Here is a 15,230-nt window from a genome sequence, read left to right as displayed (position 1 = left end):
TTTTCTTGTCTTTATTGATAAGATATTCATGTTCAATAAGGATTCGGGGTATGAAAAGATAAAGGATATGCTCGTATGATGCGTCAGTGTGAGCTTGTTGGGCGTGTTAAACGTTACAAGTCTGACGTAGATGAAGCTCTTTTAAACAGAGCCTATGATTATGCAATGAGAAAGCATGCACATCAAAAGCGTGCTTCAGGTGATCTTTATTTTTCTCATCCTTTGGAAGTTGCTGCTATTTTAACGGATATGCGGTTGGATGAGGCAACGATTGCTGTTGCTCTTTTGCACGATACAATTGAAGATACAAGCGCTACACGAGCAGAAATTGATCAGCTTTTTGGTTCTGAAATTGGGAAGTTGGTTGAAGGGCTTACGAAGCTTAATAAGCTTGATCTTGTATCAAAGAAAGCTGTACAGGCAGAAAATCTTCGTAAACTTCTTATTGCTATTTCTGATGATGTTCGTGTTCTTTTAGTCAAACTTGCTGACCGTCTTCATAATATGCGTACCCTTGGTGTTATGCGTGATGATAAGCGTCGACGAATTGCTGAAGAGACGATGGATATTTATGCGCCACTTGCGGGCCGTATGGGTATGCAAGATATGCGCGAGGAATTAGAGGATCTTTCTTTCTTTTATTTAAATCCAGAAGGTCACCGTACGATTACCCATCGACTTTCTGAGTTATTGAAACACAATCGTGATTTGCTTTCCACAATTGAAAATGAATTGACAAAACTTTTTTTGGAAAATGGTATTAAAGCAGATGTTAAAAGCCGTCAGAAAAAATCTTATTCAGTTTTTCGCAAAATGGAAAGTAAAGCACTCTCTTTTGAACAGTTATCAGATATTTTTGGATTTCGTGTAATTGTTGAAACAGTCAATGATTGTTATCGTGCTCTTGGTGTCATTCACACGACATGGCCGATGGTTCCTGGTCGTTTTAAAGATTATATCTCTATACCAAAACAAAATGATTATCGTTCTATTCATACAACAATTGTGGGGCCTTCGAGACAACGCGTTGAATTGCAAATTAGAACGGCTGCTATGGATGAAGTTGCTGAATATGGGGTTGCTGCTCATTCCATATATAAAGAGCATGGTTCTAATTATTCGACTTCAAAGTTGTCAAGCGAAACGAATGCCTATGCATGGTTGCGTCAAACGATACAATCTTTGTCTGATGGAGATAATCCGGAAGAGTTTTTAGAACATACAAAACTGGAACTTTTTCAAGATCAAGTTTTTTGTTTTACGCCAAAAGGTCGATTAATTGCTTTTCCTAAGGGAGCTACGCCTATTGATTTTGCTTATGCTGTCCATACAGATATTGGTGATTCTTGTGTGGGCGTGAAAATCAATGGTCGTATTATGCCTTTAATGACCAAATTAAAAAATGGTGATGAGGTTGATATTATTCGCTCACATGCTCAAATTCCACCAGCTGCATGGGAATTCCTTGTTGTTACAGGTAAAGCACGTTCAGCTATTCGACGAGCAAGTCGTGCAGCGGTACGTAAGCAATATTCGGGTCTAGGATATCGTATTCTTGAGCGTTCATTTGAATATATGGGAAAAAAATTTTCAAAAGACGTTTTGAAGAAAGTTTTATCACGTTTAGCACGTAAAGATGTCGAGGATGTATTGGCTGCTGTGGGGCGTGGTGAGCTGTTTTCCGCTGATGTGATTAAAGCGGTTTATCCTGATTATCAAGATCACCGTGTAGTACAAAAGTCCTCTTTTAAGCCTGGGGAAGAGGGGTGGTTTAATATTGAAAATGCTCAAGGGATGATTTTTAAAGTCCCAGAAAATGAAAAGGATGAAATGATTGAGAATCATCAATCTAAAGCATTACCTATTCGGGGAACCCGTGGAGATATACCCGTACGCTTTTCACCTGAAGGAGCAGTGCCTGGAGATCGGATTGTTGGTATTATGCAGCCAGGGGCTGGGATCATTATTTATCCGATACAGTCTTCGGCTTTGATGGCATATGATGATCAGCCAGAACGGTGGATTGATGTCCGCTGGGATATTGATGCCCAAATGAATGAACGTTTCCCTGCACGGATGAATATTTTGGTTGTAAATAGTCCTGGTTCTTTGGCTGAAATTACGCAAATAATTTCTGCTAACGATGCCAATATCCAGAATTTATCTTGTATCCGTATAGCACCAGATTTTACGGAAATTATGATTGATTTGGAAGTTTGGGATTTAAAACATTTGAATCGTATTTTTTCTCAGTTAAAAAAGGCAGGTTCAGTAAGTACAGTACGGCGGGTTCATGGATAAAAAGAAAGATTTTGCAATGAATACACAAGATGTCATTGATATTTTTAAACAAGCAGATGCTATTCTAGAGGGGCATTTTATTTTAACATCGGGGCGCCATAGTGCGACTTATATGCAAAAGGCGAAAGTATTCATGCATGCTAATTTGACGGAAAAGTTATGTCGTGGATTGGCTGAAAAAATCAAAAATTCTATCGAGGGAAAAATTGATTATGTGGTTGGTCCTGCAATTGGCGGCCTTATTCCTTCGTATGAGACTTCACGTCACCTTGGAGTTCCTTCTCTTTGGGTAGAGCGTGTAAATGGCGTCTTTGAATTGCGTCGTTTTGAAATCAAGAAGGGCGCACGGGTTGTTATCGTCGAAGATATTGTGACAACGGGTCTTTCCATTCGTGAGACTGTTGAAGCGCTCGTTACAGTAGGAGCAGAGGTACTGGCAAGTGCATGTATTCTTGATCGTTCTGGCGGGAAGGTCAATGTTGGAGTTCCATTGATTGCGCTTGCTAAATACGAGATTGCCTCTTATGCTAGTGATAAACTTCCTGCAGCCCTTTCTGTTCTTCCAGCAATTAAACCAGGCAGTCGAAATATTTAATTGTCTTGCTATTTTTTTTGTGCAAAAGATTAAAAAGATTAATTTGGATGATATAAATTATTTTATCATCAAAAGATGTATATTGAGAGTCATATGCTTTTTCGTCGTCGAGAACCAATAGATTTTGTGACGCGTATTCGACTTTGGTTATGGCCGCGTCGTTCATTTTCTCGCTCATTATGCTACATACATAAACGTATTTTGCGTATATCAGCAACACCGCATGAAGTTGCATTAGGGGTTGCTGTTGGCGTTTTTTTAGCGTGTTCCCCTTTCTTTGGGCTGCATATTATTTTGGCAATATTTTTTTCTTGGCTTTTGCGTGCAAACTTTGCTGCCGCAATCATTGGGACGATTTTTTCTAATCCACTCACATTTTTATTGATTGTCATGGCTGATTATAAAGTAGGGTATTTTTGTTTATCACTTTTTAGCGATGTCAAAGAGATTTCTCTTTCGCAAATACGTGCTCTGTTTAATAGTTTGACATTATCAAATCTCTCTCTCCTTTTTAAAGGCGCATGGGACACAATTATGAGTCCTATGATTTTAGGGGGAACTCTTTTAGGTATTGTTTTGGGTGGTTTATCTTATATAGGTGTTTACAGAGCAACGATTCGTTTTAAACAAAAGCGATATCAGAAGATTATAAAAAAGCGCGTTTAAAGGAGCATTCATCGTAGGACAGATCGGGTAATATCTTATGATTGTTGGTCTTGGAAATGATCTTATTGATATACGACGTATTGAGAGGATGTTGGTTCGTTATGGTGAGCGTTTTATCCAACGTATTTTTACGGATATTGAAAGGACTAGATCCGAAAATCTTAAAAAAAGTTCTTCTTCTTATGCAAAAAGATTTGCTGCGAAAGAAGCATGTGCTAAAGCCTTAGGAACGGGAATCGCTTATGGTATCAATTGGAAAGACATGGGGGTAGTTAATTTGCCGTCTGGAAAACCAACAATGCAATTAACAAATTGTGCGCAAGTGCAACTTCAAAAGTTATTACCTCCTCATCATGATGCAGTTATTCATCTTAGCATAACAGATGATTTTCCTTGGGCGCAGGCGTTTGTTATTATCGAAGCACTTCCACGTGGATAGATAGCGTGAGAGATTGTGCTTTTGTTATTTGAATATTATGATAAAAAAGTTATATCTGAGATGAGAAGGCAGTTGGTGATGATCCAAAAAGAGAAAGTGCATAAAAAAGAAAAAAAAGGTGGAATTCTTGAATTTATCTCTGTTTTAATACAGGCTTTGCTTTTAGCAGCGTTTATTCGAGCAATTTTTTTTCAGCCTTTTAGTATTCCTTCCGGTTCAATGCGTCCTACTTTGCTTGTGGGGGATTATCTGTTTGTTTCTAAGTATGCATATGGGTATTCTCGTTTTTCCCTCCCCTTTTCTCCTCCTCTTTTTTCCGGACGTATTTGGGCATCTCAACCTCAACGTGGAGATGTTGTCGTTTTTCGCTTACCAAGTAATCCGAAGATTGATTATATAAAGCGCGTTGTTGGGCTACCAGGTGATCGTATACAAGTTCGTCAAAGTGTTCTTTATATTAATGATGAGGCTGTTTCGCGTCACTTTATGGGAGAGATTGATAATTCTGATATAACAGAAGTGAACTATCCTGTTAAGGTTTATCGCGAGACAATGCCTAATGGTGTTAGCTATGATACACTTGATTTAGCTTTCATCCCAAAAGTTGACGATACAGAAGTCTTTGAAGTTCCTCAAGGACATTATTTTATGATGGGAGATAACCGCGACAATTCAGATGATAGTCGTTTGGATGTAGGCTATGTTCCAGAAGAAAATCTTATTGGTCGCGCGAGCGTGATTTTCTTTTCTATCAGTAATGGTTCAAGTGGTTGGCAGATTTGGCGTTGGCCATTTGATGTGCGTTGGAAGCGTTTGTTTTCTTTCATAAATACGGTTCATGATTTGCCGCTTATCAAGCAAGGAAACAACGATGAAACGTCTAATGATTGATCGGCTTGTCAAGCTGACGGGACATCATTTTAAAGATGAAGAGAGATTAAAGAAGGCATTAACACACTCGAGTGTACAAGATTCGGAACAGGAGAATTATGAACGGCTAGAATTCCTAGGGGATCGGGTTTTAGGGCTTTTGATTGCAGAAATGCTGTATCAACTTTTTCCTCAGGCAAGTGAAGGTGAATTATCAGTCCGTTTGAATCATTTGGTCAATGCACAGACATGTGCTGATATTGCACGCGAAATGAAGCTTTCTGACATGATCCACGTTGGTTTTGAGATGAAAAATTTCGAAGGGCGTCGACTCATCAATATGCATGCAGATGTCGTGGAAGCTTTAATTGCTGTGATATATCTCGATGGAGGATTGGAAAGCGTTCGCCCTTTTATTCAAAAATATTGGCAAAGTCGGGCAAAGAAAATGGATGCTGGTCGACGTGATGCCAAGACAGAATTACAGGAATGGGCGCATATCCAAGGCAATGCACAACCACATTATCAGGTTATAAAACGTTCAGGTCCAGATCACGATCCTGTTTTTATGGTAGAGGTAAATATTGCTGGTTTTGCTTCAGAGATTGGGCAGGGCAGTTCCAAAAGATATGCTGAAAGAATGGCAGCTGAAAAAATTTTGCGACGAGAGGGTGTCTGGAAAACAGTAGGAAAAAATGATCATGAGTGACGTTATGAAAACGCGTTCTGGATTTGTTGTGCTTATTGGGATGCCTAATGCTGGGAAATCGACATTGGTTAATCAATTGGTTGGAACAAAGGTTTCAATTGTAACGCATAAGGTCCAAACAACGCGCACTTTGATCCGCGGTATTATCATTCATGACGATGTGCAAATTGTATTGGTCGATACACCAGGCGTTTTTCGTCCCAACAAGCGGTTAGAACGGGCTATGGTATCTGCTGCTTGGGGAGGCGCTAAAAGCGCCGATGTCTTGCTCGTTTTAATTGATGCTCAAAGTGGCATTTCGGATGAAGTTTATATGATGTTAGATATTGTAAAAAATATGAAACAGGAAAAAATTCTTGTTCTTAATAAGATTGATACAGTTGTTAAATCATCTCTTCTAGCGTTAACTGCTAAAATAAATGAACGTGTGAAGTTTGCACAAACATTTATGATTTCTGCTCTAAACGGTTCTGGCTGCAAGGATTTACTTCATACGTTGAGTAACATGATGCAGGAGGGGCCATGGTATTATCCGGAAGATCAGATTTCAGATATGCCCATGCGTCATCTTGCCGCTGAAATTACGCGGGAAAAACTTTTTCTTCGTCTTCATGATGAACTTCCTTATTCCTCAACGGTTGAAACAGAAAGCTGGGAAGAGCGTTCAGATGGTTCTGTTAAAATTAATCAAGTTATTTATATCGAGCGTGAGAGTCAGAAAAAAATTGTTTTAGGAGCAAAAGGCGATACAATTAAAGCGATTGGTCAAGCCGCTCGTAAGGAACTCATGGAAATTATGGATCAAAAAGTTCATCTTTTTCTTTTTGTGAAAGTGCGTGACAATTGGGACGCCGATCCAGAACGTTATCACGAAATGGGATTGGGTTTTTTAAAATAAGATTTTTAAAAATAATTTAAATAAAATGAAGTGGAAAGAGCAAGGCGTTATTCTTGGTACACGTCAATATGGTGAGAAAAGTGTTATTCTTGAAATTATGACACGTGAACGTGGTCGTTATATGGGAGTGGTAAAAGGGGGACGTTCGCGTCGTATGGCCGCTCTTCTTCAACCTGGAAATTTTGTTGAGGCTGAATGGTGGGCGCGTTTAGAAGAACATTTGGGGCTTTTTCGGCTTGAAGCTCTTGATTTGCATGCAGCTCGATTAATTTGTTTACCAGAAGCGCTTTATGCTTTGCAATTGATAGCTTTTCATTTACGGTTTCTTCCCGAGCGTGATCCCCATCCCATTTTATATGATATTTTACACATTTTTATGCGGAACTTTGATGAACCATTTATCAATGCGGAATTGCTGGTACGTTTTGAAATGCGGCTTCTTGAAGAACTTGGTTTTGGTCTTGATTTATCTTGTTGTGCTGCAACAGGTCGTCAGGAAAGGCTTTATTATGTATCGCCAAAGTCTGGACGGGCTGTTTGTGAAGAAGCAGGGGAACCTTGGAAAAAAAAGCTCCTCATTCTCCCACAGTTTCTTGTGAAAAGAGCAACCCGTCCTGCTGATTTTAGTGACATAATCAATGGTTTTATACTAACTGGATTTTTTCTTATGCGTCATGTTTGGGAGCCACGAGATATAAAGCAGCCATCAGTACGCATGAATTTGATACAATTGTTTAAGCGCCGATTTGGTATGTAAGCGTTAATTTGTTGATCTGATAATAATTGAATAGAATGGGAAAATGAAAATTTTAAAGACAATTGCTGAGGTTCGCCGATATACTTCAGAGAAGCGGCGTTTAGGTCTGTCGATTGGTTTTGCTCCAACAATGGGGGCACTCCATGAGGGGCATCTTGCATTAGTACAGTATGCAAGAGCAATGTGTGATCGCGTAGTGGTTTCTATTTTTGTCAATCCAAAGCAATTTGGACCTCATGAAGATTTTTCTCAATATCCAAGAGATTTGAAGGGCGATTGTGCTTTGTTAAAAGAAGCAGGTGTTGAATGTGTTTTTGCTCCTTCTGTCGATGAAATGTGGCCACTGGGAAATGAGACAATTGTGAAGGTGGAAAAATTATCACGTATTTTGATAGGAAAATTACGTCCAGGGCATTTTTGTGGTGTAACGAGTGTTGTTGCTAAGCTTTTTAACATTGTCCAACCAGATAAGGCTTTTTTTGGGGAAAAGGATTTTCAACAAATTTTAATTATTCGGCGTATGGTTGAAGATTTGGCTTTTCCTATTGAGATTGTTGGAGTTCCTATTTTACGTGAAGCAGATGGAGTTGCGCACTCTTCACGCAATCAGTTTTTAACATTAGAAGATCGTAAAGCTGCCAAAATTATTCCTAAAAGTGGAAAAGCTGCTGAAAAGCTTTACCATGAAGGTGAACGGTCGGTTGATAAATTATGCAAAACTGTTCGTGATATTTTACAACAAGAAACGCGTGCAATCATTGAAGCAATAGATTTACGGGATATGGAAACTTTATGCGTGATCAAAGGAACATTGAATAAACCGGCGGTTTTACTCCTTACTGTCCGCTTTGGTGAGGTAAGACTTATTGATCAATATATATTGCAAGAGAAGGGTGGAAAATGAGTGTACATAAAACCGTAAAGCGTATGACATCTTCCGAAATACGTGCAAGAAAGGGACAACAGCCAATTGTTTCTTTAACAGCTTATCAAGCTTATACTGCGCGGATTGCTGATCCATATTGCGATATCCTTTTGGTTGGTGATAGCGTTGGGATGGTTGTGTATGGGTTTGAGACAACGCTTCCTGTTAATTTAGATATGATGATTTCACACGGGAAAGCCGTGGTGCGTGGATCTCAAAAAGCTCTTGTTGTTATTGATATGCCTTTTGGATCTTATGAGGAAAGTCCAGAGCAAGCTTTTTTAAATGCATCGCGCATTCTTGCACAAACGGGGTGTGGTGCAGTTAAGCTTGAAGGTGGCGTTTATATAGCCGAAACAATAGATTTTTTGTGTAAACGTGGCATTCCAGTGATGGGGCATATCGGTCTTACACCCCAAGCAATGAATCGTTTTGGTGGTTTTAAAACACAAGGACGCAAGGAGAATGATTGGCAAAGAATTGAAGCAGATGGAGCAGCGATTGAAGAGGCTGGTGCTTTTGCTGTTGTTTTAGAAGCAATGGTTGAACCTTTAGCGGTGAAACTGACGGATAAACTTTCTATCCCTACGATTGGTATAGGGGCGTCCAATCAATGTGATGGGCAAGTATTGGTTATGGAAGATATGTTAGGTTATGGTGCCCATGTGCCAAAATTTGTTCGTCGTTATGGAAATCTTGAACAAGCCATGGAAATTGCAATCAAGAATTATGCAGAGGATGTTACCTCTCGTGCTTTTCCAGCGGATAATGAGGTTTATAAACTAAAATAGATTTCAGTTTAAGATCAGCAGTTTGAAAAGAGAACATTTGTTGTTTTGATAATGAATGTCATTATTTCATGTATTTTGTATGCAATTTGAACTGTGATTTTTTCCATTTCTTTAATGAAGTCATGTTCCTCATGCAAAACAGAGCGCCATTGGGTCGCTAATTCAGGTGTTTTTTTAAAGAAAGCTTTCTAAGGCACCCAATCCTATTTCGCGACGGCGTTCGTGAATAGTATAGTGGTAACTCCCTTATGAAATGTATAAAATTTATAGAGCACTTCCGTCTTTACGCTTCATAAGAGAGCAAGCCGGTATCATCACACACTTTTCCAATTTTCAATGCTGCGACAGCGCTTAGCACTTGAGATGGTTCATAAGAAGCGTTTTAACTCTTTCTTTAAAAAATTTTACTCACACGCCAGCCCCGCTTGTGGTGTGCAAGAGAATGATTTTGATTGATCCAATATAAACAGATTTGAAATGAGTGAAGCTTACGATATTAGGAGCTCTCATTCAAAATGAAAAAACAATGAATTATTATTATAAGTCAGTGTGATGAGTCTGTAATGACAAGGAATCAACAATGCGAAGGGGCTATAATCTTTGGACATCCAAGTCATTAAAGCGCGTTAAAAATGCGTTTTCAATGTGTTGGGTAGAATAGGAGGATAAATTCAGATCATCGGGTAAAATATTATTGGGAGAGCCAAAATAGCGAAGGGCTTCTTCTGTATTAAATCCAGCAAGCGTAATCGATTCATAATATGCAGCGATACGGTCGGCTTGTTTAATTTTTTTTAAAAGTTTTTGAGAAAGATCAACGGGAAGAGAAAAGCGCATGTGGATAGCATCTTGGATGCGCTTTTCAACGCGTTCATATTGTTTTCCTATGACAGCTTTAAAAGGGGAAATCATATCGCCGATGACATATTCTGGAGCATCATGAAGAAGGGCATAAAGACATTCATTGCTTCCCGATTGTGGAAAAAGTTTTTGAAATATTTGTTCAACCAAAAGTGAGTGTTGTGCAACAGAATAGGCGTGTTCTCCTCGTGTTTGACCGTTCCAACGTGCTACACGAGCAAGTCCATGGGCAATATCTTCAATTTCAACATCAAAAGGAGAAGGGTTGAGAAGATCAAGTCGCCTTCCAGAAAGCATTCTTTGCCAAGCACGTGCTTCTCCATTTTTTAATAATTCAGCTTTAGCCATGCGTATTTTCTACAGTATTTTCAGGAAAGGTAAAATTCATATTTTCAGCAATACTTATGGTGATAGGAATGTTTTTTACAGTAAAGGGGATGTTATGATCCATAGCATCTTTTACGTGGTCAATACGCAGTAAAGCAAGAGCTTCATTGTCTACACATGTTCCCAAGGATCCAAATACTTTTGTTCCTGCTTCAATGCTAGATTGAGGGGACAATTCATGCTGGCCTTTTACAATTAAAATACGGCGACGTGCTGCTTGGCGGTGGTGCATTCGTGAAACAACTTCTTGTCCAATATAACACCCTTTGTTGAATGCAAGTCCATTTATTTGATCGTAATTAATATCATGAGGAAAGACTTTACCAACTTCATAATCTTGACCACTTTCTGCAATTGCATAACGGATACGCAATTGATTCCACATGTTATGATATTCTGAAGCCAAAAAAGATGTTTTGCCATAGATTCGTATTATTTTTTCTTTTTCTGGGAATCGTTTATCAACAAAACTTGAATCAAAATTTAAAGTATCTGATTCATTTTTCCAAGAAACTGTAACAACTTCTTGGAATGGTTGTGTAATTTCTATTTTTTTACGCAGTTTATAAAGCAACAGACGCTTGTAGAGTATATCAGCTAAAGGCATGATAATATCAATCAAATAACCATCTTCTTTTTTGCCAATAAGAAAATCAGCAAGAACCTTTCCTTGAGGGGATAAGAGGGCTCCAGGGAAAATTTCTTGCGGGTTGATTTTTTTTACATCTGTTGTGATTAGGGATTGCAGAAAATCTGTTGCTTCTTCGCCTGTAATTTGAATAATTGCGCGATTTTTTAAGCAAATGGCATTTTGTTTTTCAATCATGGTTCTTGCCTTTCTGCTCAAAGTTACATAATCGATAAGAGAGGAATATGTAAGGAGCGTGGCTATGTTTAAAACATTTGATACAATTTTTAAAGGTGCAACACTTGTGAATCATGATGGAAGAAGCAAGCGTGATATTGGTGTTACAAATGGCCGTATTGCTGAAATTGGCGACCTTACATGTGCATCGGCAGGTGAGGTGATTAATTGTACGGGGCTTCATATTTTACCGGGAATTATTGATAGCCAAGTACATTTTCGCGAGCCAGGTAATGAATATAAGGAGGATTTGGAAAGTGGCTCGTATTCTGCTGTGTTAGGGGGGGTGACAGCAGTTTTTGAAATGCCTAATACCAATCCATTGACAACATCAGAAGCTACATTAAGCGATAAGGTTAAACGCGCATTTCATCGAATGCATTGTGATTTTGCATTTTGGGTTGGAGGAACGCGTGAAAATGCTCATGAATTGTCTGAATTAGAAAGACTTCCTGGTGCAGCTGGAATTAAAGTCTTTATGGGGTCTTCTACGGGTGATCTTTTGGTCGATGATGATGAAAGTGTACGCCTTATTTTGAAGAATATACGCCGTCGTGCGGCTTTTCATTCTGAAGATGAGGCGAGGCTCAAAGAGCGTAAAATACTGCGTATTGAAGGGGATGCATCATCACATCCGATTTGGCGTGATGAAGTTGCGGCATTAAAATGTACGCAGCGTTTGGTAAAAATTGCTCATGAGACGAAGGCTCGGATTCATGTGTTACATCTTTCGACAGAAGAAGAAATTGATTTTCTAAAAAAACATAAGGATGTTGCAACAATTGAAGTGACACAACACCATTTGACGCTCACGGCTGATGATTATAAGCAATTTGGTACATTAATTCAGATGAATCCGCCTATTCGTGAGCCGCGCCACCGTGAAGCTCTTTGGTACGGTGTTCAACAGGGGATTATTGATGTTTTAGGCTCAGATCATGCGCCTCATACTTTGGAAGAAAAGCTTCAATCTTATCCTTCTTCACCTTCAGGAATGACAGGGGTGCAAACAACAGCAGCAATTATGTTGACACATGTGAATGCAGGAAAGATATCTCTTGAGCGTTTTGTTGATCTCACGTCACATGGCCCTAGTCGTATTTTTGGTATAAGCTGTAAAGGACGCCTTGCTGTTGGATACGATGCTGATTTAACAATTGTTGATCTTAAGCGAGAAGAAATTATTACGAATGGCTTAATTGGTTCGCGTGCCGGTTGGACACCTTATGATGGTAAAAAGGTTAAAGGTTGGCCTGTTGGGACCATTATCCGTGGTATGCGTGTGATGTGGGAAGGTGAAATTGTTACTTCTTCACAAGGAGAGCCTGTTAAATTTATAGAAACTTTGGTGTAAATAGATTAAACTTTATAGGTTTTATTTTATTATGCCATAAAACATCGCCTTTTAGAGCGGTGATATAAGGCATGCTAGCTTCCTTGGCACATAAGTATTTTTTTAAGTGTATGGTGAATATTTTTAGACTTGTTTGTCAAGCCTTTAGTACTTTTAGTTTAAGTAATAACATGGGTGAGAAGCCAAGAAGAATCTGTTCAACAAGAACCCAGCCTATTGATAAACAAGCTCTGAGGGTGGGCAGGAAGCCAAAGAACGATTTTGTTCAGGGGAAAGATGCTCACAAGAATAAAAACGTGTCGAGGAATTATTTTTCAAAAACTTCTCTATTTTCAGAGTAGATTTACAGCTCCCCTCATTTGTGAGAGAACATGGTTGATATTGCTGAAATTGAAGAAGACACTTTTTGTATAGATTAATTATTTATAATGCATGAGGAGGTTTTCGGATAAAGTTCTTCCTTCCTCAACGTATCTTTGATTGGCTTCAATTGCTGCTTGTGTACAATGATGATAATTTTCTGAGAAAGCACGGTATGCTTCATTAAACGCTTCATAAAAATAAGCGCGTCTTTGTGGGATAGGCTTTTCTGCTTCAATCAATGCGTTCATGTAGTCATACCATTGGTTTGTTGGAGTCTCGCAAAGATTTTGAAGAGAATGCAGAGATCCCAAAATTTCCGCTAGTCGGAGTAATTTTTTCTCATAAGGTGGAGATTGTTGCGCAAAGGTTGGCATTGAACTTACAATGAATATTAAAATAATGATGTTCATCAATCTATTACGCATTATTGTTATTGTTTTCCTTGAATAAAACTCTGTACAAATAAAATAATTGTGTCATGAAAACGATGTCAAAAAATAGGGTTAATTGTTACATTATTCTCACTTACTTATAAAATATAGGGCGTAAGAGACAGTAAGGAAACCATAATGAAATATTGAAAATACTGACGGAGTTTTTTGTAGTGAAAAATTTAAGATTTGCTTCCTGCAATCTATTTTTCACATAAATTTATAGTGTAACGCCTATAGAATTTTTTAAAGCTCGTTTTCTTCAAGGAGAGAAAAAATCTCTATCTACAGAATGCTTTTGTCTAATCAAATAAAATAGATTGTTTTTACGATCAATGATGGATACAGCCGTGAATACAATGGGAAAATGATAAGAAAAATTTACTATAAGATAAAAGTTCTAGCCTAAACCGCATAATGCGATAATTTGAGGTAAGATACATTTAAAAAGAGCGGTGCGTGGTATCGTTCATGGAGCCAATGATGAAAGAGTTGCGATTTTATAATACGCTAACACGTAAAAAAGAAAATTTTACACCAATAGATGCGACAAGAGTACGTCTTTATGTTTGTGGACCGACAGTTTATGATTATGCACATATAGGAAATGCACGCCCTGTTATTGTTTTTGATATTTTATTTCGTTTATTGCGTCATGTTTATGGCTATGAGCATGTTCTATATGCACGTAATATTACAGATGTTGATGATAAAATTAATGCACGAGCAGCTTGCGAATATCCAAACTTGTCATTGAATGAGGCTATTCGTCAATTAACAGAACGTACATATTTCCAATTTCAACAAGATACAATAGCACTTGGTTGTCTGTTGCCAACCAGCCAGCCGCGCGCAACCGAGCATTTAGAGGAGATGCGCTCTTTAATTGAAAGGTTGCTTGAAAAGGGGCACGCTTATGAAGCGGAAAATCATATATTATTTTCTGTAAGTAGTATAAAAAATCCTCCCTATTATGGGGCATTTGCAAATCGTTCTTTAGATGAAATGAGGGCGGGGGCACGTATTGATGTTGCTGCTTATAAAAGGGAAGAGATGGATTTTGTTTTATGGAAGCCTTCTGAGGAAGGAGAACCAGGTTGGAAATCACCGGGCGGAATTCCTGTTTTAGGTCGTCCAGGTTGGCATATTGAATGTTCTGCAATGTCAATGGCAAAGTTATTAGCGCCCTATGGTGGTGGTTTAACTTGTGATGATCCGACCGCCAATATTTTTGATATCCATGGTGGTGGACTTGATTTAATTTTTCCTCATCATGAAAATGAGATTGCACAAAGTTGTTCAGCTTTTGGGACGGAGCGAATGGCTAATTTTTGGATGCATAACGGCTTTTTACAAGTTGAAGGTAAAAAGATGTCGAAAAGCTTTGGCAATTTCATAACTATTCGTTCTGTTTTAGAGAATAATTTTTTGGAGTTTAATGGTATTTTATCCGATGAAATGAAGCAAAATTGGGCTGGTTTGTCTGCGCGTTTTTCGATGTTGCAAACACATTATCGTGAACCATTAAATTGGACAGCACAGCGTTTAATACAATCGAGCAGCGAACTGTATCGTTGGTATGAATTGCTTCGCAGCAAAAAGAGTGAGATGAAAAACAATGAAGTAGTTGATGATACTTTGATAGATGCACTTAGTGATGATCTTAATACTCCAAAAGCACTGACTCTTTTGCGAAAATTTTATAAAGAAGGAGATGCTTTGGCTCTTGTTAATGGGATGAATTTATTAGGACTGTTACGAAAAGAATGGATTAAAGAAATAGACTGCCCATTATTTACAAGAAAAACTTTTCTTGATTCAAAATTTATTGATCAGCGCATTGCCGAAAGACTACAGCTTATCCATAATAAAGAGTGGGAAGCTGCGGATATAATTCGTGATGAGCTTGCAGCTGAGGGGGTTCTTTTAAAAGATAGTAAGGATCCGCAGAGTGGTAAGCGCATAACCGTGTGGGAAATAAAGCGACACTAATGTCTCTATTCCAGCAGCTCTCATGA

The 15,230-nt window shown here is 38.5% G+C and carries 15 protein-coding genes; 12 read left to right on the top strand and 3 right to left on the bottom strand.

Annotated elements, in window-relative coordinates; translation table 11 throughout:
- Window positions 1-75 precede the first annotated feature (75 nt).
- The 10 genes from ACFIMW_RS00520 to panB all read left to right on the top strand — a co-directional run bounded on the left by ACFIMW_RS00520 (window position 76) and on the right by panB (window position 8,951).
- On the top strand, window positions 76-2,301 hold the full coding sequence (locus ACFIMW_RS00520; protein ID WP_375607724.1) for a RelA/SpoT family protein: 2,226 nt from the start codon (window positions 76-78) through the stop codon (window positions 2,299-2,301).
- Between the two features lie 16 nt (window positions 2,302-2,317).
- Complete coding sequence (gene pyrE / locus ACFIMW_RS00515) at window positions 2,318-2,896, top strand: orotate phosphoribosyltransferase (RefSeq protein ID WP_375607834.1); 579 nt, start codon at window positions 2,318-2,320, stop codon at window positions 2,894-2,896.
- A gap of 93 nt (window positions 2,897-2,989) precedes the next feature.
- Window positions 2,990-3,562, top strand: coding sequence for a DUF2062 domain-containing protein (locus ACFIMW_RS00510; RefSeq protein ID WP_375607723.1), 573 nt, complete (start codon window positions 2,990-2,992; stop codon window positions 3,560-3,562).
- Window positions 3,563-3,599: 37 nt separating this feature from the next.
- Window positions 3,600-4,001 (top strand): holo-ACP synthase, encoded by a 402-nt coding sequence (gene acpS / locus ACFIMW_RS00505; protein WP_375607722.1) that lies wholly within the window; start codon window positions 3,600-3,602, stop codon window positions 3,999-4,001.
- A 78-nt stretch (window positions 4,002-4,079) separates the two neighbouring features.
- On the top strand, window positions 4,080-4,892 hold the full coding sequence (lepB, locus tag ACFIMW_RS00500; RefSeq protein WP_375607720.1) for a signal peptidase I: 813 nt from the start codon (window positions 4,080-4,082) through the stop codon (window positions 4,890-4,892).
- Window positions 4,873-5,580 carry a ribonuclease III gene (gene rnc, locus ACFIMW_RS00495; protein ID WP_375607719.1) on the top strand — a complete coding sequence of 236 codons (708 nt, stop codon included), beginning with the start codon at window positions 4,873-4,875 and terminating at the stop codon, window positions 5,578-5,580. Before lepB ends, rnc begins: the two co-directional genes overlap by 20 nt.
- Window positions 5,573-6,478, top strand: a complete 906-nt coding sequence (era, locus tag ACFIMW_RS00490; protein WP_375607718.1) for a GTPase Era — start codon at window positions 5,573-5,575, stop codon at window positions 6,476-6,478. The genes rnc and era overlap by 8 nt, the downstream gene beginning before the upstream one ends.
- A gap of 25 nt (window positions 6,479-6,503) precedes the next feature.
- Window positions 6,504-7,235, top strand: coding sequence for a DNA repair protein RecO (gene recO, locus ACFIMW_RS00485; protein ID WP_375607717.1), 732 nt, complete (start codon window positions 6,504-6,506; stop codon window positions 7,233-7,235).
- Between the two features lie 43 nt (window positions 7,236-7,278).
- Window positions 7,279-8,139, top strand: coding sequence for a pantoate--beta-alanine ligase (gene panC / locus ACFIMW_RS00480; protein ID WP_375607716.1), 861 nt, complete (start codon window positions 7,279-7,281; stop codon window positions 8,137-8,139).
- Window positions 8,136-8,951: a 3-methyl-2-oxobutanoate hydroxymethyltransferase gene (panB, locus tag ACFIMW_RS00475; RefSeq protein ID WP_375606303.1), complete on the top strand. Its 816-nt coding sequence runs from the start codon at window positions 8,136-8,138 to the stop codon at window positions 8,949-8,951. The genes panC and panB overlap by 4 nt, the downstream gene beginning before the upstream one ends.
- 591 nt (window positions 8,952-9,542) lie before the next feature.
- Here panB and ACFIMW_RS00470 read toward each other — a convergent pair.
- Together ACFIMW_RS00470 and ACFIMW_RS00465 are read right to left on the bottom strand one after the other, a co-directional pair.
- Complete coding sequence (locus tag ACFIMW_RS00470) at window positions 9,543-10,160, bottom strand: YfbR-like 5'-deoxynucleotidase (RefSeq protein WP_375606302.1); 618 nt, start codon at window positions 10,158-10,160, stop codon at window positions 9,543-9,545.
- Window positions 10,153-11,025: a YgfZ/GcvT domain-containing protein gene (locus tag ACFIMW_RS00465; RefSeq protein WP_375606301.1), complete on the bottom strand. Its 873-nt coding sequence runs from the start codon at window positions 11,023-11,025 to the stop codon at window positions 10,153-10,155. Before ACFIMW_RS00465 ends, ACFIMW_RS00470 begins: the two co-directional genes overlap by 8 nt.
- Window positions 11,026-11,089: 64 nt before the next feature.
- Here ACFIMW_RS00465 and ACFIMW_RS00460 point away from each other — a divergent pair, with 64 nt between their 5' ends.
- Window positions 11,090-12,418, top strand: a complete 1,329-nt coding sequence (locus tag ACFIMW_RS00460; RefSeq protein WP_375607715.1) for a dihydroorotase — start codon at window positions 11,090-11,092, stop codon at window positions 12,416-12,418.
- Between the two features lie 419 nt (window positions 12,419-12,837).
- Here ACFIMW_RS00460 and ACFIMW_RS00455 read toward each other — a convergent pair whose 3' ends face one another.
- Complete coding sequence (locus ACFIMW_RS00455; RefSeq protein WP_375606299.1) at window positions 12,838-13,206, bottom strand: TIGR02301 family protein; 369 nt, start codon at window positions 13,204-13,206, stop codon at window positions 12,838-12,840.
- Window positions 13,207-13,695: 489 nt separating this feature from the next.
- On the opposite strand from ACFIMW_RS00455, the gene cysS reads away from it, so the two are divergent.
- Window positions 13,696-15,204: a cysteine--tRNA ligase gene (gene cysS, locus ACFIMW_RS00450; RefSeq protein ID WP_375607833.1), complete on the top strand. Its 1,509-nt coding sequence runs from the start codon at window positions 13,696-13,698 to the stop codon at window positions 15,202-15,204.
- Window positions 15,205-15,230: the final 26 nt, after the last annotated feature.

Source organism: Bartonella sp. AC329YNZD, assembly GCF_042196685.1.
Lineage (GTDB): Bacteria > Pseudomonadota > Alphaproteobacteria > Rhizobiales > Rhizobiaceae > Bartonella.
Note: the sequence above shows the minus strand (reverse complement) of the source record. Positions and strands in the feature narration are given on the sequence as shown.

Excerpts from the sequence above, each read along its gene's own strand:
- ACFIMW_RS00520 (WP_375607724.1), top strand. The coding sequence starts at position 76 with ATGATGCGTCAGTGTGAGCTTGTTGGGCGTGTTAAACGTTACAAGTCT.
- pyrE (WP_375607834.1), top strand. The coding sequence starts at position 2,318 with ATGAATACACAAGATGTCATTGATATTTTTAAACAAGCAGATGCTATT.
- ACFIMW_RS00510 (WP_375607723.1), top strand. The coding sequence starts at position 2,990 with ATGCTTTTTCGTCGTCGAGAACCAATAGATTTTGTGACGCGTATTCGA.
- acpS (WP_375607722.1), top strand. The coding sequence starts at position 3,600 with ATGATTGTTGGTCTTGGAAATGATCTTATTGATATACGACGTATTGAG.
- lepB (WP_375607720.1), top strand. The coding sequence starts at position 4,080 with ATGATCCAAAAAGAGAAAGTGCATAAAAAAGAAAAAAAAGGTGGAATT.
- rnc (WP_375607719.1), top strand. The coding sequence starts at position 4,873 with ATGAAACGTCTAATGATTGATCGGCTTGTCAAGCTGACGGGACATCAT.
- era (WP_375607718.1), top strand. The coding sequence starts at position 5,573 with ATGAGTGACGTTATGAAAACGCGTTCTGGATTTGTTGTGCTTATTGGG.
- recO (WP_375607717.1), top strand. The coding sequence starts at position 6,504 with ATGAAGTGGAAAGAGCAAGGCGTTATTCTTGGTACACGTCAATATGGT.
- panC (WP_375607716.1), top strand. The coding sequence starts at position 7,279 with ATGAAAATTTTAAAGACAATTGCTGAGGTTCGCCGATATACTTCAGAG.
- panB (WP_375606303.1), top strand. The coding sequence starts at position 8,136 with ATGAGTGTACATAAAACCGTAAAGCGTATGACATCTTCCGAAATACGT.
- ACFIMW_RS00470 (WP_375606302.1), bottom strand. The coding sequence starts at position 10,160 with ATGGCTAAAGCTGAATTATTAAAAAATGGAGAAGCACGTGCTTGGCAA.
- ACFIMW_RS00465 (WP_375606301.1), bottom strand. The coding sequence starts at position 11,025 with ATGATTGAAAAACAAAATGCCATTTGCTTAAAAAATCGCGCAATTATT.
- ACFIMW_RS00460 (WP_375607715.1), top strand. The coding sequence starts at position 11,090 with ATGTTTAAAACATTTGATACAATTTTTAAAGGTGCAACACTTGTGAAT.
- ACFIMW_RS00455 (WP_375606299.1), bottom strand. The coding sequence starts at position 13,206 with ATGCGTAATAGATTGATGAACATCATTATTTTAATATTCATTGTAAGT.
- cysS (WP_375607833.1), top strand. The coding sequence starts at position 13,696 with ATGAAAGAGTTGCGATTTTATAATACGCTAACACGTAAAAAAGAAAAT.